This window comes from Streptomyces sp. Je 1-4 4N24 (genome assembly GCF_026239515.1).
Classification (GTDB): domain Bacteria; phylum Actinomycetota; class Actinomycetes; order Streptomycetales; family Streptomycetaceae; genus Streptomyces; species Streptomyces nigrescens.
The window spans coordinates 3,833,732-3,852,369 of sequence record NZ_CP110836.1; the positions used below are offsets into that span (position 1 = coordinate 3,833,732).

16 protein-coding genes are annotated in these 18,638 nt (G+C 70.9%); 7 read left to right on the top strand and 9 right to left on the bottom strand.

The genetic code is table 11. The features are described 5' to 3' along the window. Window positions 1-171: 171 nt before the first annotated feature. Window positions 172-1,098 carry a phosphotransferase gene (locus SLV14N_RS16410; RefSeq protein ID WP_263269850.1) on the bottom strand — a complete coding sequence of 309 codons (927 nt, stop codon included), beginning with the start codon at window positions 1,096-1,098 and terminating at the stop codon, window positions 172-174. A gap of 171 nt (window positions 1,099-1,269) precedes the next feature. After that, on the bottom strand, window positions 1,270-2,127 hold the full coding sequence (locus SLV14N_RS16415; RefSeq protein WP_263269851.1) for an SDR family oxidoreductase: 858 nt from the start codon (window positions 2,125-2,127) through the stop codon (window positions 1,270-1,272). Between the two features lie 300 nt (window positions 2,128-2,427). On the opposite strand from SLV14N_RS16415, the gene SLV14N_RS16420 reads away from it, so the two are divergent. Further along, window positions 2,428-3,822, top strand: coding sequence for a DUF2993 domain-containing protein (locus SLV14N_RS16420; protein ID WP_208681601.1), 1,395 nt, complete (start codon window positions 2,428-2,430; stop codon window positions 3,820-3,822). A gap of 49 nt (window positions 3,823-3,871) precedes the next feature. Here SLV14N_RS16420 and SLV14N_RS16425 read toward each other — a convergent pair whose 3' ends face one another. The 7 genes from SLV14N_RS16425 to SLV14N_RS16455 form a co-directional block, all read right to left on the bottom strand. After that, window positions 3,872-5,353, bottom strand: a complete 1,482-nt coding sequence (locus tag SLV14N_RS16425; protein WP_259670351.1) for a HAMP domain-containing sensor histidine kinase — start codon at window positions 5,351-5,353, stop codon at window positions 3,872-3,874. Continuing rightward, window positions 5,350-6,087, bottom strand: a complete 738-nt coding sequence (locus SLV14N_RS16430) for a response regulator transcription factor (RefSeq protein WP_208681602.1) — start codon at window positions 6,085-6,087, stop codon at window positions 5,350-5,352. Before SLV14N_RS16430 ends, SLV14N_RS16425 begins: the two co-directional genes overlap by 4 nt. A gap of 137 nt (window positions 6,088-6,224) precedes the next feature. Then, window positions 6,225-7,331, bottom strand: a complete 1,107-nt coding sequence (locus SLV14N_RS16435) for a S1C family serine protease (RefSeq protein ID WP_263269852.1) — start codon at window positions 7,329-7,331, stop codon at window positions 6,225-6,227. Between the two features lie 117 nt (window positions 7,332-7,448). Further along, window positions 7,449-8,474, bottom strand: a complete 1,026-nt coding sequence (locus tag SLV14N_RS16440; RefSeq protein ID WP_026169660.1) for a LacI family DNA-binding transcriptional regulator — start codon at window positions 8,472-8,474, stop codon at window positions 7,449-7,451. 24 nt (window positions 8,475-8,498) lie between these two features. Further along, complete coding sequence (locus SLV14N_RS16445; RefSeq protein WP_208681604.1) at window positions 8,499-9,326, bottom strand: response regulator transcription factor; 828 nt, start codon at window positions 9,324-9,326, stop codon at window positions 8,499-8,501. A 1,179-nt stretch (window positions 9,327-10,505) separates the two neighbouring features. Continuing rightward, complete coding sequence (locus SLV14N_RS16450; protein WP_263273179.1) at window positions 10,506-12,398, bottom strand: ABC transporter ATP-binding protein; 1,893 nt, start codon at window positions 12,396-12,398, stop codon at window positions 10,506-10,508. A gap of 113 nt (window positions 12,399-12,511) precedes the next feature. Continuing rightward, window positions 12,512-14,245 carry an ABC transporter ATP-binding protein gene (locus SLV14N_RS16455; protein WP_263269856.1) on the bottom strand — a complete coding sequence of 578 codons (1,734 nt, stop codon included), beginning with the start codon at window positions 14,243-14,245 and terminating at the stop codon, window positions 12,512-12,514. A gap of 207 nt (window positions 14,246-14,452) precedes the next feature. On the opposite strand from SLV14N_RS16455, the gene SLV14N_RS16460 reads away from it, so the two are divergent. The 6 genes from SLV14N_RS16460 to SLV14N_RS16480 all read left to right on the top strand — a co-directional run bounded on the left by SLV14N_RS16460 (window position 14,453) and on the right by SLV14N_RS16480 (window position 18,533). Further along, window positions 14,453-14,698, top strand: coding sequence for a MoaD/ThiS family protein (locus tag SLV14N_RS16460; protein WP_018089808.1), 246 nt, complete (start codon window positions 14,453-14,455; stop codon window positions 14,696-14,698). Window positions 14,699-14,708: 10 nt separating this feature from the next. After that, window positions 14,709-15,938 (top strand): hypothetical protein, encoded by a 1,230-nt coding sequence (locus SLV14N_RS16465; RefSeq protein WP_263269859.1) that lies wholly within the window; start codon window positions 14,709-14,711, stop codon window positions 15,936-15,938. 186 nt (window positions 15,939-16,124) lie between these two features. After that, window positions 16,125-16,826, top strand: coding sequence for a DUF2993 domain-containing protein (locus SLV14N_RS16470; RefSeq protein ID WP_208681607.1), 702 nt, complete (start codon window positions 16,125-16,127; stop codon window positions 16,824-16,826). Between the two features lie 226 nt (window positions 16,827-17,052). Then, the gene (locus tag SLV14N_RS38985; protein WP_350252853.1) at window positions 17,053-17,160 is read left to right on the top strand and encodes a putative leader peptide; all 108 of its coding nucleotides are present in this window, start codon (window positions 17,053-17,055) and stop codon (window positions 17,158-17,160) included. Window positions 17,161-17,357: 197 nt separating this feature from the next. Further along, window positions 17,358-18,203: a sulfurtransferase gene (locus SLV14N_RS16475; RefSeq protein WP_042146970.1), complete on the top strand. Its 846-nt coding sequence runs from the start codon at window positions 17,358-17,360 to the stop codon at window positions 18,201-18,203. Between the two features lie 42 nt (window positions 18,204-18,245). Further along, window positions 18,246-18,533, top strand: coding sequence for a DUF1416 domain-containing protein (locus SLV14N_RS16480; protein ID WP_006603933.1), 288 nt, complete (start codon window positions 18,246-18,248; stop codon window positions 18,531-18,533). Window positions 18,534-18,638: the final 105 nt, after the last annotated feature.

Genomic DNA, 18,638 nt, shown 5'->3' on the forward strand with positions numbered 1-18,638 from the left:
CCGTCTCCCTCGAACACCGTCCCCGCTCCGGACACCAACCGGAGCGGGGACGTTTGCGTCGGCGGGTCGTTCACCGCGTGGAGCCGATCCGATGATGAGCCGTGACCCGGCCGACCGGCCGAGCAGCACCGAAGCCTGCCAACAGCTGCGCAAGGCACGCTGAGCCCCCCCTCACCCCGTCCCGAACCACGTCTCCGCGAGGGACTCCAGGGTCGGCTCGGGCGGGGCGGGGAGTTCGCGGAGGTACCAGGGCAGGTTGCTGTAAACGTGCAGGAGGGTGTGGGCGAGGAGTTCGGTGGGGGTGAAGGTCTCGCCGTAGGCGCGGAAGATGCGCGAGAGGAGGCGGGGGTCGCCGCGGGAGACAAAGAGGCCGACGGCGACGAAGTCGTAGGCGCGCTGCCCGATCATCGCGGGTTCGAAGTCGAGGAGCCCGGTCAGCCGCCAGTCGTCGTGCTCGTCGACGGTCAGATGCTGCCGCATGAACTCGGTGTGGAGGAGGACGCCGGGCCCAGGGGCGGGAGGGGGCGCGGAGGCGAGGAAAGCGGGGATCTGTTCCAGCCAGGGTTCGGGGAGGCCGTGGTCGCGCTGCCGGTCGACCGCCGTGGTGCGCTGCCGGTCGAGGAAGGCGCCCCAGTCGCCGGGGCCGAGGACCCCCGCCAGCGGTGACGGGTCCAGGCCGTGCAGGGCGGCCAGGGTCTCACCGGCCTCGGTGGCGATCCGGTCCTGGTCGGCGCGGGGAACGCGGGGCCAGGTGACGGCCAGGTCGGTGCCGCGCAGCCGGGACATCAGGATGTAGCGCCAGCCGTTCTCGTACTCACCGGCGTCGTGGACGTACGGGGTGGGGAGGGGCAGTTGCCCCTGGAGATGGGTGAGGACATGGGCCTCGGTCACCCCGTCGTCGGCAGCGGCGGCGGGGAAGAGCTTGAGGACATAGCGCTCCCCGACGGCGTAGACGGGCTGGGAGCCCGCCGGATAGCGGGTGAGGGGATCGGCGCGGATGCCGAGCCGGGTGCAGAGCGCGGCGACGCCCGGCCGCATCACCGCTTCGTCGGGGACGATCGCGTCCCACTCGTCGTCCGTGTCCACGCGAGGCAGCATGCGCGGACGGTATGGCGGCGGGCGAGACGGCGGCAAAGGATTTTCGGCGGGGCCGGAAGCCATCGGGGTTGCCCTTAGGGGAGTTCCATCGGGATTGCCCTGGATGCTGCCGCCGGCCGTGCTGCAAGGCAAGGACCTGCGGGCCGCCGGGGGCGCCGGCGGCCCGTCCGGTCAGGAGAAGTCGGCGGCGTGATCCCGCGCCCACTGGGCGAACGTCCGGGCCGGCCGTCCGGTGATCCGCTCGACGGCGTCCGAGACGGGGAAGGCCGGTGCCTCGACCGTCTGGCCGAACATCCGGACCAGCTCCAGCGCGGCCTCCTTGGGGAAGTGCGGCCCGGCCATCGCCTCGGCCGCCGCCTCCTCGGAGATCTGCTCGACCGAGGTCTCCTTTCCGGTCGCCCGCCCGATCTCGGCGACCTGCTCTGCCACGGTCAGCTCCGCCGGGCCGGTGACGGGATACGCCTGGCCGAGGTGCGCACCGCTGCGGTCCAGCAGGGCGGCGGCCGCGACGTCCGCGAGGTCGGCCTCATGGACGGGGACGCCCCGGGCGCCCGGGTGCGCGTCGCGGACCACACCGTTCGCGCGGATCGACGAGGACCAGGCCAGTGCGTTGGTGGCGTAGTTGCCGCCGCGGACGAAGGTCCACTCCAGGCCGGAGCCTCGCACCGCGCGCTCCAGACCGGCGTGCAGCCGGGCGATGTGGTGGGTGTCGTCGGCGGGGGTATCGGTCACCGCCATCGAGGAGTTGAGGACGATCCGGCGGACACCGGCCCGGACGGCGGCCCCGGTCAGCGCCACCGCTGCCCGGTCGCCGCCGGCCGCGAGATTGAGGAAAAGGGCGTCGGCACCGGTCAGCAGAGGTGTGAGGTCGTCCGCGCCCGCGAGGTCGGCGCGGAGGGTCTCGGTCTCGGCGGGCAGCCCGGCGCGTGCCGGGTCGCGGGTCAGCGCGCGTACCGCGGCGCCGTCCGCGAGGAGCCGGCCGACAAGTGCGCGGCCGATATTGCCGGTTGCGCCGGTCACAACGATCATGGGAGCAGCTTCCTGCGGTTTCATGGGATGACGACCGTCTTCCGTTTGTTGGGTGAATGCACTGAATGCGAGGAAGGAAACGAATAAGCCGGACAATGGCGCGGAGAGTCCAGGTATGGATCAATGGACGCGGACACATCGCGCACTGTTGCATGGGTCACCAAGAGAGGTGACGGTAGTTCAAGTCGCCCCAGATGTGCGGCAATTTTTTTGCCAAGACCGCGGGGACAACCTTCATGTATCCGACTTACTTCCGGTACGACTTGCGTTCAAGGGACCCGCTCGTGGTGAGATGAGCGGATGCGAACCCCCACACGCATATCTTCACCGTCGCCCACGCCCGCCGCGCAGCACCCCCATCCCCTTGCGCCGGGCGCCCCGGACGACCCCACCGGCGACACCAGAAGGCTCGACACGGTCAACCCGTACGCCGACCTGGCAGCCCTCGCCGACCCCGAGCCGGAGCCGGAACCCGGCCCGGAATTCGGCTCGTTCGACGCCGACGGCACCCCCCGGCGCCGCACCTACCTCAACGAGCGCGACGACAGCGACGACCCGCTGGGCCTCGGGCTGCGCTCGGACGACGAGACGGACCAGGCCTGGAAGCCGCCGAACCACCGTCGTAAGAACCGCCGCAAGAAGCGTGGCCTCAGCCGCTTCGCCGCGATGTCGATCACCGTGAAACTGCTGGTGGCGGTACTGGTCGGCACGTCATTCCTGACGCTCTTCGACCGGTTCGCGGTGCTGTACGCACAGAACGCGGCCGCTAAAAAGGTGAAGGATGCCCTGCATCTGAACGCCACTCCCGAGGTCGACATCAAGGGATTCCCGTTCCTCACCCAGGTCATGGACAAGCGCGTTGACCAGGTGAAGGTCACGATTCCCGACCTGGCCGCGGACCGCGTTTCGCTGGCGAAATTCGAAGCCACCGCGAACGACGTACGCATCGACGGTGATCTGCCCACCTCCATCAAGGGCGCCACGATCGGCACCATGAACGGCAGTGTGCTGCTCGCCTTCGACGATATGAACCGCGAGCTGGGTGCCTCGCAGGTGAAGTTCAGCGAAAGGGGACCGAACGCGGTCCGCGCGGTCGGTCAGCTGCCGATTGCCGGCCATGAACTGCGCGTACGGGCCGAGGCGCGCATTCAGCGGGCCGGTGACCGCGGTATCTCCACCGACATCAGCCAGATGCAGCTGGACATCGGCGATATCGCCGTCTACCGCCCCGGCACCGGCAAGGAGGAGGGCCTGCGGCTGACCCGCAAGACCGCCGCCGAGCTCAGCCGGCAGGCCGCCAAGGTCAAGTCGATGCTGAGCATCCCGGCGATCGCCGACCGGATCGGCATCCCCCAGCCGTACATCCAGGAGGCACTGCGCAACGAGCAGAAGCTCCACGAGCTGACCGGGTCGCCGCGCTTCGTCCAGAAGCTGATGAAGGTCAACCTGGTCGATGTGGTGGCCGACCATCCGTGGCTGCTGGAGAAGGTCGGCATCGACCCGAAGATCCTCGGCGCGCTGACCGGGCTCACCAAGCCGCAGCTCGCGGACCAGCTCTCGCTGTCCTTCCAGCTTCCCAAGACGCCCGGGAACATCCGGCTGCGCAACATCTCCGTCGAGGAGGACGGCATCCGCGCCGACATCACGGGCTCGGAGCTGCCGGTCGGGGGAGCGAAGAAGGAGCCCAAGAAGTAGCGGGCGCACCGCAGGGGGTGCGGTGCGGACGCCGTTGGGGACGCGTCCGCTACCGCGGCTCCTGGGGCCTCGGCGGATCCGGCATCCCGGGCGGGGGTGTCGCGGCGCCGGGCAGCGTCAGCACCGCCTCGGTGCCGCCGAGGTCCGCGGAGCGCAGCCGTACCCCGCCGCCCGCCTGCTCCGCCGTACGCGCCACGATCGACAGGCCCAGACCGCTGCCCGGCAGACTGCGGGCGGACGGGGAGCGCCAGAACCGCTCGAAGACATGCGGCAGTTCGTCCTGCGGAATGCCCGGACCGTGATCCCGTACGGTCAGCTCGCCGCCGGTCAGCCGCACCTCGACGGTCCCGCCGACCGGACTGAACTTCACCGCGTTGTCCAGCAGATTCACCACCGCCCGCTCCAGCGAGGCCGGCTCGGCCCGTACGAACCAGGGGTCGAGGGCCGCCGCGATGGTCAGCGACGGGCCGCGCAGCCGGGCCCGCTCCAGCGCCGCGCCGACGATCTCGTGCAGCGCCACCACCGCGACGGCGCTCTGCCCCGGCTCCGTCGGCCGCGACAGTTCCTGCAGATCGCCGATCAGCGCCGCCAGCTCCCCCATCTGCGCCTTCACCGAGGCCAGCAGCGCCTCCTTGTCGGCGGGCGGGATCGGCCGGCCGGACCGCTCGCTGCGCACCAGCAGATCGATATTGGTACGCAGCGAGGTCAGCGGTGTACGCAGCTCATGGCCCGCGTCTGCGATCAGCTGCTGCTGCAGATCGCGGGAGGCGGCCAGCGCCGCGGTCATGGCGTTGAAGGAGCGGGAGAGCCGGGCGATCTCGTCCTCGCCCTCGGCCGGGATGCGGATGGTCAAGTCCTCGGTACGGGCGACCTGTTCGACCGCGTCGGTCAGCCGGTCCACCGGCTTGAGGCCGGAGCGCGCGATGACCAGACCGGCGGTGCCCGCGCCGACGACGCCCAGCCCCGCGACGGCCGCCAGCAGCAGCGCCAGGCGGTTCAGCGCGCTGTCGACCTCCGTCAGCGGGCGCGAGAGGGACACCGCGAACTGCACGCCCTGGACGCCGATGTGCTTGGTCAGCACCCGGACGTCCACGCCGTCGGGGGTGACGGCGTCATGCAGGCTGTCCCGCGCCACGCCCTGTGCCACCGCGACATCCGCGCGCTGCACCTGCACCGGCTGGGAGTTGGGCCCGATGCAGCGCGAGCCGTCGACCTGGACGATCTGGACGTTGTAGTACGAGGGCGGGGCGTTCTTGCTCTCGGTCGGGTCGGTGGGCTGGCAGTTGGCGTAGGTCAGCTGCAGATAGTCCGTGGGGACGCTGACGTTCTGCAGCGAGCTGTCCACCTCGTCGCGCAGCTGGGCCCGGGTGAGCAGCCAGCAGGCCAGCGCGGAGACCGCCACCGCCACCGCCACCGCGGCCGCCGTGAGCAGGGTCAGCCGTGAGCGCAGCGGCAGCCGCGCGATCCATCCGCCGAGCCGGCTCTGCGCGGCGCCCGCCGCCCCGTCCGACGCCGTGGTCGCCGTGGTCATTCCGCCCCGCCGTCCGTCCGCAGGACATAGCCGACCCCCCGCACGGTGTGCACCAGCCGCGGTTCGCCGCCCGCTTCCGTCTTGCGGCGCAGATACATCACATACACATCGAGGGAGTTGGAGGTGGGCTCGAAGTCGAAGCCCCATACGGCCTTCAGGATCTGCTCGCGGGTGAGCACCTGCCGCGGATGGGCGAGGAACATCTCCAGCAGCGTGAATTCGGTACGGGTCAGCTCGACCTGCCTGCCGCCCCGGGTCACCTCACGGGTCGCCAGGTCCATCCGCAGATCGGCGAAGCTCAGCACCTCGCCCTCCACGGGCGGGGCACCGGCCGCCGCCGCGTACGAGCTGCGGCGCAGCAGGGCGCGGATCCGGGCGAGCAGCTCGTCCAGCTCGAAGGGCTTGACGAGATAGTCGTCGGCGCCGGCGTCCAGCCCCGTGACCCGGTCGCCGACCGTGTCCCGCGCGGTCAGCATCAGGATCGGCACGGTCACCCCGCTCGCCCGCAGCCTGCGGGCGGCGGTCAGCCCGTCCATACGGGGCATCAGGACATCGAGCACGATCAGTTCCGGGTCGTAGACCGCGACCTTCTCGACCGCGTCCAGACCGTCCACCGCCTGCTCGGTCACATACCCCTCGAAGACCAGCGAGCGCTGCAGGGCCTCACGGACCGCGGGCTCATCGTCGACGATCAGGATGCGGGCGGGGTGGTCACCGTGCTCGGCGGGGCTCATGTGCGTGGTTACCTCGGACCTCGGATGGCGGCGAAGGGTTGCACTTCACCCTTGCACGAACACGGGGAATCTGAGCGGGATGACGCCAAGCTCGAGCGGGATGACGCCAAGCCTCTCGTGCGGCGGCCGGCGGGCGGTCAGACGCCGCTGTTGCCGCCGCCGCGCAGCGCGTCGAGATCGTCCTTGACGGTGTTGATCGGGATGGCGAAGCCGAGGCCGACACTGCCCGCGCTGCTGCCCGCACTGCTGCCTGATGCCGAACTCGGCGAGTACATCGCGGAGTTGATGCCGATGATCTGCCCCTGCATATTGATCAGGGCGCCACCGGAGTTGCCGGGGTTGAGCGAGGCGTCGGTCTGTATGGCCTTGTACGAGGTCTTCGACGCACCGGTGTCGCCGTTGTACTGGTTGCCGCCGAACTCGAACGGCCAGCCCCCGTCGCCCGGACCGTCCTGCTGCCCCTGTCCCTCCTCCTTGGGGACGGTGACATCCCGGTCGAGGGCGGAGACGATTCCGCTGGTCACGGACCCGGTGAGGCCCTCGGGCGAGCCGATCGCCACCACCTGGTCGCCGACCGTGATCTTGCTGGAGTCGCCGAGCGAGGCCGCGGTGAGGTTCTTGGCGCCGCGCACCTTGACCAGCGCCAGGTCCTTGCCGGGGTCGGTGCCGACGACCTCGGCCGTCTTCCGGCTGCCGTCGCTGAAGGTGACCGTGACGGTGTCCGCACCGGCGAGCACATGGTTGTTGGTGACGATCTCGCCGTCGCTGGTGACGACCACACCGGAGCCGGTGGACTCCCCCTTGGCGCTCTGTGCCTTGATCTCCACGATCGCCGGGCTGACCGCCTTGGCCACCCCCGAGACCCCGCTGCCGCTGGTCTTGCCCGCATTGACGAGCGGGGTGGAGGAGCTGTTCTGCGCCGACGGCCCGGTGGCGCCGGCGATCAGCGCCGCGCTGCCGCCCCCGATGAGACCGGAGGCGAGCGCGACCGCCGCGATCAGCGCGACCGGCCGCCGGGCCCGGCGCCGCCGCTCGGGCGCATACGGGGGCGGCGGCGGGACCGCCTGCTCACTGAAGCCGGCGCCGGGGGCCGCCCCGTACGCCTCGTGGCCCTGGCCCTGGCCCTGGCCCTGGCCGTGGTCGTAGCCCTGGCCCTGGCCGTAGCCCTGGCCGTGGTCGTCGCCGTACGCGTACGGCCGGTCCTGTGGCATCTCATCGCCGCTTCGGCGGTAGCTCTGGGTCATGAAGATGACTCTGCGACCGCTCCATGAGAGCTGCCTGAGAACGCCCTGAGAGACCCGACAGAAGTGGGTATGCCCGACATAAAGCCGCCTGGCTCGGCGGCGCGTCGGCCGGCTTTCTCAGCCGCCGCAGCCGCAGGAGCGCCGCACCACCAGCCGCGACGGGAACTGCCGCAGCCGCTCCCGCCGGGAGCCGACCACCCGCAGCCCGTCGTCCAGCACCAGATCCACCGCCGCCCGCGCCATCGCCTCGCGGTCCGAGGCGACCGTGGTCAGCGGCGGATCGGTCAGCGCGGCTTCCTTCACATCGTCGAAGCCCGCGACCGCCAACTCACCGGGCACATCGATACGCAGCTCGCGGGCGGCCCGCAGCACACCGATCGCCTGGTCGTCCGTCGCGCACATGATGGCCGGCGGCCGCTCCGGACCGGCCAGCAGCTTCAGTGCGACCTGGTAGGCGTCATAGCGGTTGTACGGGGACTGGAAGTAGTAGCCCTCCGGCGAGCGCCCGGACTCCAGCATGGCCCGCCGCCAGCCCTCGACATGGTCGGTCACCGGGTCGCCGGACTTCGGGGTCTCCTCCGTACCGCCCAGGAAGGCGACATACGGATGGCCGTGCTCCAGCAGATGCCGGGTCGCCAGCTGCGCGCCCCACACGTCGTCCGTCATCACCGCGACATCGTCGATGGCATCGGGCCGCCGGTGCAGCAGCACCACCCGCGCATCCCACGCATCGATCTCGGCGGCGGCGTGCTCACTGGGCCCTTGACTGATCAAAATCAGCCCGGAGACCCGCATCCCGAGGAAGGCACGCAGATAGTGCACCTCGCGCTCGTCGAGGTAGTTGGCGTTGCCGACCAGCACCATCTTTCCGCGCTCGGCGGCGGCCTGTTCGACGGCGTGCGCCATCTCCGCGAAGAACGGCTGCCGGGTGTCCGGCACGATCAGGCCTATGAGATCGGTACGGCGGGACGCCATCGCCTGCGCGACGCGGTCCGGCCGGTAGCCGAGCTCCTTGATGGCGGCGAGCACCCGCTCGCGCGTGGCCGGGGCAACCGGCCTTGGTCCGTTGTTGATGACGTAGCTGACAACGGCGGTGGACGTACCCGCCAGTCTTGCCACATCATCCCGCGTCACCTTGGCCACGCGCGGCAGTCTACGCGGGTGGTGCTACCGGCGGGCAGGTCGTGGGGCCGGGGAGTCCGCACCCGCGGCGACGGCCTTCCCGGAGCCGTCACCGTCCCCGGACGCACGGTCCGCGGCAGGGGCGGACTTCGCCGCCTTCGCCGCGTCCTCCTTGGCCTTGGCCTCCGCCGCCCGCTCCACCTTCTCCGGCGTCACGAAGCGGTAGCCGACGTTACGGACCGTGCCGATCAGCGACTCGTGCTCGGGGCCGAGCTTGGCGCGCAGCCGCCGGACGTGGACGTCGACCGTCCGCGTACCGCCGAAGTAGTCATAGCCCCACACCTCCTGCAGGAGCTGGGCACGGGTGAAGACCCGGCCGGGATGCTGCGCCAGATACTTCAGCAGCTCGAACTCCTTGAAGGTCAGGTCCAGGACCCGCCCCTTGAGTTTCGCGCTGTAGGTCGCCTCGTCCACCGACAGATCACCGTTACGGATCTCCATCGGGCTGTCGTCGGTCGTGATCTGCTGGCGGCCCATCGCCAGCCGCAGCCGCGCCTCGACCTCGGCGGGTCCCGCGGTGTCCAGCAGGACGTCGTCGACGCCCCAGTCCGCGGTGACGGCGGCGAGCCCGCCCTCCGTCACCACCAGCACCAGCGGGCAGCCGGGGCCGGTGGACCGCAGCAGCTGGCACAGGGACCGCACATGCGGCAGATCACGACGGCCGTCGATCAGTATGACGTCGGCCCCTGGCGTGTCGATCAGGGCCGGGCCCTCGGCGGGGGCCACCCGCACGCTGTGCAGCAGCAGGCCGAGCGCCGGGAGCACCTCCGTCGACGGCTGGAGTGCGTTGGTCAGCAGCAGGAGCGAACTCACTTCCGACCACCTACCCGGTTCCCGGAGCGCTGTGTCCTCTGATGCGTGCGGTCCTGCCTGCTTCGCTCGCCCATGACGTCTGGTTCCTCCTCGGTCCCTGCGACGGGGCTCCCGGCCCTGGCCGGGGGAGTCTGCGGCACTGCTTCGTACGGTCCTCACAGCCGCGCGCGTGGCTGCGCAAGCATGTGGCTGCGCGAGCACGTGGCTGAAAGCACGAAAGGACCCGGGGGCTACGCTGCCCGGATCCTTCTTGCCCAGCAGAATAGCTCACCTGGCTTCCGGAGCGGAGGCCGCTTCTGAAGCTTTTTGTGTTCTGCCGATCACTTCGTGTGGTCGACGGGGGCGGTCGTTGACCGCCGACGGGTGACGGGCCGGGGGTACGCGGGACCCCCGGGAGGCCCCATTTCAAGCGGCGGGGGTCGCTTTGGCCGAGGGCCGGCCGAGGCCTCGCGAGTGGGTTCGCCGACGCGGCGGCGGGTGCTCATTTTTTCGCGGGCGGTGTCCCACGATGTGGACGGCTTCCCACGTTTTCGGCTGTCCCGCCGTGGGTGTTGCTCGCCGTTTGTGGCCCGCTGCGCGGTGCCCCCGCCGTTGCGCCTGGCGGCGGGCCGGTCCGCTGCGCTTTGCCTTCGGCCCCACGTTTTCGGCTGTCCCACCGTGGCGCCTGCGGCGGGCCGGGTCCGCTGCGCGGGGCTGTCGGGGTGCGGTGACGGACCTCCGCGGGTGGGGTGCCGGACTGCTTCGCTTTACGTCCGGCACCCCACCCGCTCCGGCCCGTCCCCTCCCGTGGGGGGATGGGAAAACGGTTGGTGGGGCTACCCGCCGGTGGTCCACTGTTCCTCGCGAAGCAGGAGTGAAATACCGCCTACGGACGCCCGCCCCCACCCACCGCCACTACTCCCCCCACGGGAGGGGACGGGCCGGAGGGGCCTGGTGTGTGGACGTAAAGCGAAGCAGTCCACACACCAGGCCCCGGAGGCCCGTCACCGCACCCGACAACCACCCGCCCGCCGCAGGCGCAACGGCGAGGCACCCGCAAGCATCAGCTGAGGCACCGCGCAGCGGAGCGGCAACGGCGAGGAACCCGCAAACATCACCCGAACCCACGCCCCGCGCAGCGGACCCGCAACGGCGAGCAACAACCACGGCGGGAAAGCCAAAAACGTGGGAAAAGCAGCGCTACGCCACGGGCTCCGCGAACTGGGCCGCGTACAAACGCGCGTACGCGCCATTGGCGGCCAACAGCGCATCGTGGGGCCCCTGTTCCACGATCGCACCGTTTTCCATGACGAGGATGACGTCCGCGTCGCGGATCGTGGAGAGGCGGTGGGCGATGACGAAGCTGGTGCGGCCGGTGCGGAGCTGGGCCATCGCGTGCTGGATGAGCACCTCGGTGCGGGTGTCGACCGAGCTGGTGGCCTCGTCCAGGACGAGGATGGCCGGTTCGGCGAGGAAGGCGCGGGCGATGGTGATCAGCTGTTTCTCGCCGACGGAGACATTGCTGCCCTCGTCGTCGAGCACCGTGTCGTAGCCGTCCGGCAGGGTCCGCACGAAGCGGTCGACATGGGTGGCCCTGGCCGCCGCCACGATCTTGTCCATCGGGGTGCCCGCGGGGGCTCCGTAGGCGATGTTCTCGGCGATCGTGCCGCCGAAGAGCCAGGTGTCCTGGAGGACCATGCCGATGTGCGCGCGCAGTTCCTCGCGGGACATGGCGGCGATGTCGACGCCGTCGAGGGTGATCCGGCCGCCGCTCACCTCGTAGAAGCGCATCAGGAGGTTGACGAGCGTGGTCTTGCCGGCGCCGGTCGGGCCGACGATCGCCACCGTCTGGCCGGGGTGGACGGCCAGCGCGAGGTCCTCGATGAGCGGCTTGTCCGGTGCGTAGCGGAAGGAGACGTCCTCGAACTCGACCCGGCCCTCGATGCGTTCGGGGCGGGCCGGCCGTACGGGGTCGGGGTCCTGCTCCGTGGCGTCGAGGAGTTCGAAGACCCGCTCGGCGGAGGCGACGCCGGACTGGACGAGGTTGGCCATCGAGGCGACCTGGGTGAGCGGCTGGCTGAACTGCCGGGAGTACTGGATGAAGGCCTGGACGTCGCCGATGGAGAGGGCCCCGGAGGCGACGCGGAGGCCGCCGACCACCGCCACCAGGACGTAGTTGAGGTTGCCGATGAACATCATCGCGGGCTGGATGATCCCGGAGATGAACTGGGCCTTGAACCCGGCGGCGTAGAGGGCCTCGTTCTGTTCGCGGAAGAGTTCGGCGGACTCGCGCTGCCGGCCGAAGACCTTCACCAGGCTGTGGCCGGTGTACATCTCCTCGATGTGCGCGTTGAGCTTGCCGGTGGTCTTCCACTGCTGGACGAACTGCGGCTGGGCGCGCTTGCCGACCTTGGTGGCGACGACGACCGAGACCGGGACCGTGATCAGGGCGACCAGGGCCAGCAGCGGGGAGATCCAGAACATCATGGCGAGCACGCCGACGATGGTCAGCAGCGAGGCGACGATCTGGCTGAGGGTCTGCTGGAGCGTCTGCTGGATGTTGTCGATGTCGTTGGTGGCCCGGGAGAGGACCTCGCCGCGCTGCTGCTTGTCGAAGTAGCTCAGCGGCAGCCGGGCCAGCTTCTCCTCGACCTGTTCGCGCATCCGGAAGACGGCCCGCTGGACCACCCGGGTGGCGATCCTGGCCTGGACGAAGCCGAACAGCGAGGCGGCCGCGTAGATCAGGGTGACCCAGAGCAGCACCTGGCCGACGGCACCGAAGTCGATGCCGTGGCCGGGGACGACCGGCATCGTGCCGATCATGTCGGCGAGCCCGTCCTGGCCGTGGGCACGGAGTTGGCCGGCGGCCTGGGCCCTGGTGAGCCCGTCGGGCAGTTGCCGGCCGATGATGCCGGACATGATCAGGTCGGTGGCGTGGCCGAGGACCTTGGGGCCGACGACCGTCAGGGCCACGCTCAGTGCGCCCAGGGCCAGGGCGAGGCTCATGATGCCTCGCTCCGGCCGCATCTGGGCCAGCAGCCGTTTGCCGGAGCCCTTGAAGTCCATCGACTTCTCGGTGGGCTGGCCGCCCATCATCCGGGCGGGCCCGACGGCCGGGGCCGGGCCTCGTCGGGTGGCGGGCTGCGGTGTCTCGTCGGTGGCTGCCGGGGCCTCGGCCCGGCGGGCCGCCCCCTTGTCCGCGGTGGTCACGCCGCCTCCTGCTCGGTGAGCTGGGAGAGCACGATCTCCCGGTAGGTCTCGTTGCCGGCCATCAGCTCGGCGTGGGTGCCGGTGCCGACGACCCGGCCCTCGTCCAGGACGACGATCCGGTCGGCGCCGCGGATCGTGGAGACCCGCTGGGCGACGATCACGACCGTGGCCCGGTCGGTCTCGCGGGCGAGGGCGGCGCGCAGCGCGGCGTCCGTCGCGTAGTCCAGGGCGGAGAAGGAGTCGTCGAAAAGGTAGATCTCGGGGCGCCGCACCAGGGCGCGGGCGATCGCCAGCCGCTGGCGCTGGCCGCCGGAGACATTGCCGCCGCCCTGCGCGATGGGGGCGTCCAGGCCGCCTTCCATCCGCTCGACGAAGTCCCGCGCCTGTGCGGTCTCCAGGGCGTGCCACAGCTCGTCGTCGGTGGCGTCCGGATTGCCGTAGCGCAGGTTGGTGGCGACGGTGCCGGAGAAGAGATAGGGCTTCTGCGGGACCAGGCCGATGGCCTTGGCCAGCGTCTCCTGGTCGAGGGTACGGACGTCCTCACCGTCCACCAGGACCGTGCCGCCGGTCGCGTCGAAGAGGCGGGGGACGAGCCCGAGGAGGGTGGACTTGCCGCTGCCGGTCGAGCCGATGACCGCGGTGGTCTCACCGGGGAGGGCGGTCAGCGAGATGTCCCTGAGGACGGGCTGCTCGGCGCCCGGGAAGCGGAACTCGACGCCGCGCAGCTCCAGTTCGCCGTGGCGGCGGAGCTCGGTGACGGGGTTCTCGGGCGGGGTGACGCTGGAGTCGGTCGCCAGCACCTCCTGGATGCGCTCGGCGCAGACCTCGGCGCGCGGCAGCATCATCACCATGAACGTCGCCATCATGATCGACATCAGGATGTACATGAGGTAGCTGAGGAACGCGGTCAGCGCACCGATCTGCATGGAGCCGCTGTCGATGCGCAGTCCGCCGAACCAGACGACGGCCACGCTGGAGAGGTTCACGATCAGCATGACCAGCGGGAACATCATCGACATCAGCCGGCCGGCGCGCAGCGACGCGTCGTACAGATCGGTGTTGGCCCCGGCGAACCGCTCGCGCTCGTGCCGGTCGCGGACGAAGGCGCGGATGACGCGGATACCGGTGATCTGCTCGCGCAGTACGCGGTTGACGGTGTCGATGCGCTCCTGCATCCCGCGGAACAGCGGACGCATCCGGCGCACGATCAGTGAGACGAGTATCCCGAGGACCGGGACGATGACCAGGAGCAGGCCGGACAGCGGCACATCCTGATTGAGCGCCATGATGACGCCGCCGACGCACATGATCGGCGCCGAGACCATCATCGTGAACGTCATCAGCACCAGCATCTGGACCTGTTGGACGTCATTGGTGGTCCGGGTGATCAGCGACGGCGCGCCGAAGGCGCCCACCTCCCGGGCGGAGAAGGACTGCACCCGGTCGAAGACCGCGGCGCGGATGTCCCGGCCGAGCGCCATGGCGGTACGGGCGCCGAAGTAGACGGCACCGATCGCGCAGACGATCTGCAGCAGGGTGACGGCGACCATGTAGCCGCCGACACGGAAGATGTAGCCCGTGTCCCCCTTCACGACACCGTTGTCAATGATGTCGGCGTTGAGGGTGGGCAGGTAGAGGGTGGCCAGGGTCTGGATGAGCTGGAGCAGGACGATCAGGGATATCGAGCGCCTGTGGGGCCGCAGATGCGCCCGCGCTAGTCGGACCAACACATGGTGAGCCTAGGCGAACACTTGCCCTCGGCAATCGAATTTCCGTGTTCCGCCCGCGTCCCGTCCCTGAGCCTTTGCCGGAACGTGCCCGGAACCTGACCGTCCGCCGCGTACGCCATCATGGAGGCGGCAACGACGGGGCATCCGCCACCACGGAAGCCCCCCGACCGACACGACGAAGAGGCCGCCGTGACAACAACTGGCACCGTGCGCTACTGGGCCGCGGCCAAGGCCGCCGCCGGCACGGCAGAGGAGCCGTATGCGGCGGCGACGCTCGCCGAGGCGCTCGACGCGGCACGCGCGGCGCACACCGCGAACCCCGAGTTCGCGCGCGTCCTGCTGCGCTGCTCATTCCTGGTGGACGGCGATCCGGTCGGCACCCGCGACCACGCGTCGGTGCCGCTGGCCGAGGGCGGCACCGTCGAGGTCCTGCCGCCGTTCGCGGGAGGGTGAACACACGACCATGAGCGACCACCAGCCGCAGCACCGCCCCTCCTACGAGCCGCACGACCCGTATGCGCCGCAGGGAGATCCGTACGCCCAGCAGGCGCAGCCGTCCGCGGCGCAGACGCCGTACGACCCCCAGGCGCCGTACCACCGGCAGCAGGCCTACGACCCGTACCGGCAGCAGCAGGCACCCGGCCCGGCGCAGCAGCCGGCGCCCGGCCCCTACGGGCGCGGCCGGCACGCGCAGGACCAGTACGGGTACGACGCGTACGGACAGCAGCCCCAGCACGGACAGCCGCACCGGCACGCCCGGCAGCCGCAGCAGCCGCAGGACGGCTACCGCGCCCCGCACGCGGAGCCCGCGCCGCTGCCCACACAGCACCAGACCGCCTCGCCGGCCGAGGAGCCGTACGCCCGGCGGCACCCCCAGCAGGCCCGGCCGGCGCCCGCCGCGCCCGCGCCCGCCGCCGCGGTGGTCTCCAGCGCCCCGCTCGCGGCCAACCAGCGCGCCCGCGCCGAGGGCCGCTCGCCGATCATCCCGCCCGGTATCCAGCCGGCCGCGCTGACCGCCGGGCTCGCTCTGCTGCTGGCGCTGACCGCGCCGCTGGGCCGCCCGGTGCTCGCCGTGCCGGTGGCGCTGCTGCAGGCCGTCACCGCCGCCGGCTGGTTCCGGCTCAACGGCATGTGGCCGGCCCGCCAGGGCATCGCGCTGGCCTTCCTGGCCGGGCTGACCACCGATGTCGCCCTGCTGGCCACCGACCGCGAGAGCGCGCCCCTGGTCGGCATCGGCACGCTCGGCGTGTGGTGTCTGCTCGTCCTCGTCCTCCAGCTGCGCAACCGCAGCAGCGCCGACGAGCGGATGTACGCGCTGACCGCGGGCCTGACCTCGACCGCGCTCGCGGTACTGGCCGCCGGGCAGCTCGCGGCGAGCCCGCACGCGGTGGTGGTCGGCGCCGCCGCGGTCGCGGTGGCCACCCTGGCCCGTGCGCTGCCGCTGCCCCCCGTCGCCTCCGTCGGCATCTCGCTGGTGGCCGCCGCGGGCGCCGGGATCGCGGCCGGCCAGCTGACCGGCCTCGGGGCGTCCGGTGCGCTGCTGGGGCCGGCGGCCGGCGGCTGCGCCCTGATCGGGCTGCGGGTGGCCAGCTACGACTACCCCTCCCGTTTCGTCCACCTGACGGCCGGGGTGGCCCTGCCGCTGGCCCTGGCCGCGCCCGCGGTGTATGTCCTGGGGCGGGCACTGGGGTAAGGCCCCGCCAAGGACCGTGCGCGACAGCGAAACGGAGCGGCGGCCGCCGGTGGCGCACCTTGTGCCCTCCGGCGGCCGCCGCTCCCGTTTGCCGGAGTACGTCGCATAGGCTCCCCCGGAGCGCAGGCAGGGGGCCTGCAATGGACGAGTCGGCCGTGATCCGGCCCAGGGTGGGGAAGTGGTTCGATGCGTGCACTACGTGTGCTGTTGGTCCTCGTGGTCATACTCGGAGGGCTTTTCGTGGCGGCCGACCGGGTGGCGGTGGGCCTCGCCGAGGACAAGGCCGCGGAGAAGATCCGCGGCAGCCAGGGGCTCGACAAGACCCCGACCGTGGCCATCAAGGGCTTTCCGTTCCTGACCCAGGTCGCGGGCCGCAGCCTCCAGGAGGTGGACGCCGACCTCGGGGGCATCGAGACCCGCGCCGAGGGGCGCTCGCTGCGTATCGACCGGCTGTCGGCGCACTTCTTCGACGTCGGGCTGACCAGCGACTACACCTCCATCGAGAGCGCCGCCACGGCCACCGGCAACGCCCGGATCACCTATGCCGACCTGACGAAGGCGGCGGGCGGCGGCGTCAAGATCAGCTACGGCGGGGAGAAGAACGGCCGCAGCCAGGTCAAGATCTCGCCGAATGTCCCGCTCCCCGTCTCGCTGAACGTGACCGGGTCCCTCACCATCGTGAACGGCACCACCGTCCGGCTGCGGGCCGACGGGCTCCCCGCGATGTGCAAGGCCCTCCCGGGCTGTGAGGCGAAGGTGCGCGCCCAGACCGACCACGACTGGAAGCTGGCGCAGCTGCCGGGCAACCTGAAACTGGACAAGGTCGTGACGATGCACGAAGGCATCTCGATCTCCGCCTCCGGCAAGAACGTCAAGCTTCCCGGCTGACCGGACGCCCACGGCGGACCGCCCCACCGGTCCGCCGGCTGATCCGGACAGCGTCCAATTCCTGAGACACCCTGGTCCGTACGCCAGACCCCCCACGGGCGTACGGACCCCCGGAGCCCGCGCGGGACCGCGCCGCGCGCCCTCCCATCCCGCATTGCGGACAATCGCGTCTCACCATTCGACACGCCGGTGACACACGCCGCTCCGCGTCCCTACGATCGGGGCCATGCAGAGCTCATTGAGCGGTCTCCGTCCGCGGGGACGGGCGGTACTGACGAAGCGGCGGGCAGTAGACCTGTGCCGCGTCGCCGCCATGCTCTGTCGCCCTGTCTGACGGGCCTTCCGCACCCTCCCCGAGCCCGGGGGTGCCCCGGCCCGGCCGGCCTCTCGGCCGTTCCGTATGTCCCCGCACAGCGCCACGCCGGCCCCGTACCCACGACACGGGCCGTCCGGAATTGCACGGCGCGCACCCGGCATACCCGCGTGCAACTCTGCCACTGCCCCCCGTAACTGCCCCGGAGGAGAAGAATCATGAGCCGTAGCGACGTCCTCGTAGACGCCGACTGGGTCGAGGCCCACCTTGAGGACCCGAAGGTGGTTCTCGTCGAGGTTGACGAGGACACCTCGGCCTACGACAAGAACCACATCAAGAACGCCGTCCGGATCGACTGGAAGCAGGACCTCCAGGACCCGGTCCGCCGTGACTTCGTCGACCAGGCGGGCTTCGAGAAGCTGCTCTCGGCCAAGGGCATCGCCAACGACGACACCGTCGTCCTCTACGGCGGCAACAACAACTGGTTCGCCTCCTACGCCTACTGGTACTTCAAGCTCTACGGCCACGACAGCGTCAAGCTGCTCGACGGCGGCCGCAAGAAGTGGGAGCTGGACTCCCGCGACCTGGTCGACGGCTCCGAGGTTCCCCAGCGCCCGGCCACCGACTACAAGGCCAAGGCCCAGAACACCGCCATCCGCGCCTTCCGTGACGACGTCGTCGCCGCGATCGACAACCTCAACCTGGTCGATGTGCGCTCCCCCGACGAGTTCAGCGGCAAGCTGCTCGCCCCGGCGCACCTCCCGCAGGAGCAGTCGCAGCGCCCCGGCCACGTGCCCAGCGCCCGCAACATCCCGTGGTCGAAGAACGCCAACGACGACGGCACCTTCAAGTCGGACGACGAGCTCAAGGCCCTCTACGAGGGTGAGTCCGTCGACCTCGCCAAGGACACCATCGCCTACTGCCGTATCGGTGAGCGCTCCGCGCTGACCTGGTTCGTCCTGCACGAGCTTCTCGGCCAGACCAACGTCAAGAACTACGACGGCTCCTGGACCGAGTACGGCTCGCTGGTCGGTGTGCCGATCGAGCTCGGCGCCGCCAAGTAAGCAAGCACGCTTCTCCCCCGAACCCCTCAAGGAAGTACCCCCATGTGTGGAGCACAGGCAGGCGGCCCGGACGCCTCGACCATCAAGCCCGGTGAGACCACGATCCAGGGCAGCGTGACCCGCGACGGCGAGCCCGTCACCGGTTACGTCCGACTCCTGGACAGCACCGGCGAGTTCACCGCCGAGGTCCCCACCTCGGCGACCGGACAGTTCCGCTTCTACGCGGCCGAGGGCACCTGGACGCTGCGTGCGCTCGTCCCGGGCGGCACCGCGGACCGCACCGTCGTCGCCCAGAAGGGCGGCCTGGCGGAGGTTGCCATCGCCGTCTGACGGCAGCAGGAGTGGCGTCGGCTCCCCGGGGCGACCGGGATTCCGCCGCCACCCTCCGTACGGCCGGAGGGCCGCACCCCAGGGGTTTGGACGCCTTGGCTGGGG

Excerpts from the sequence above, each read along its gene's own strand:
- SLV14N_RS16410 (WP_263269850.1), bottom strand. The coding sequence starts at position 1,098 with ATGCTGCCTCGCGTGGACACGGACGACGAGTGGGACGCGATCGTCCCC.
- SLV14N_RS16415 (WP_263269851.1), bottom strand. The coding sequence starts at position 2,127 with ATGATCGTTGTGACCGGCGCAACCGGCAATATCGGCCGCGCACTTGTC.
- SLV14N_RS16420 (WP_208681601.1), top strand. The coding sequence starts at position 2,428 with ATGCGAACCCCCACACGCATATCTTCACCGTCGCCCACGCCCGCCGCG.
- SLV14N_RS16425 (WP_259670351.1), bottom strand. The coding sequence starts at position 5,353 with ATGACCACGGCGACCACGGCGTCGGACGGGGCGGCGGGCGCCGCGCAG.
- SLV14N_RS16430 (WP_208681602.1), bottom strand. The coding sequence starts at position 6,087 with ATGAGCCCCGCCGAGCACGGTGACCACCCCGCCCGCATCCTGATCGTC.
- SLV14N_RS16435 (WP_263269852.1), bottom strand. The coding sequence starts at position 7,331 with ATGACCCAGAGCTACCGCCGAAGCGGCGATGAGATGCCACAGGACCGG.
- SLV14N_RS16450 (WP_263273179.1), bottom strand. The coding sequence starts at position 12,398 with ATGGGCGGCCAGCCCACCGAGAAGTCGATGGACTTCAAGGGCTCCGGC.
- SLV14N_RS16465 (WP_263269859.1), top strand. The coding sequence starts at position 14,709 with ATGAGCGACCACCAGCCGCAGCACCGCCCCTCCTACGAGCCGCACGAC.
- SLV14N_RS16470 (WP_208681607.1), top strand. The coding sequence starts at position 16,125 with ATGCGTGCACTACGTGTGCTGTTGGTCCTCGTGGTCATACTCGGAGGG.
- SLV14N_RS38985 (WP_350252853.1), top strand. The coding sequence starts at position 17,053 with ATGCAGAGCTCATTGAGCGGTCTCCGTCCGCGGGGACGGGCGGTACTG.
- SLV14N_RS16475 (WP_042146970.1), top strand. The coding sequence starts at position 17,358 with ATGAGCCGTAGCGACGTCCTCGTAGACGCCGACTGGGTCGAGGCCCAC.
- SLV14N_RS16480 (WP_006603933.1), top strand. The coding sequence starts at position 18,246 with ATGTGTGGAGCACAGGCAGGCGGCCCGGACGCCTCGACCATCAAGCCC.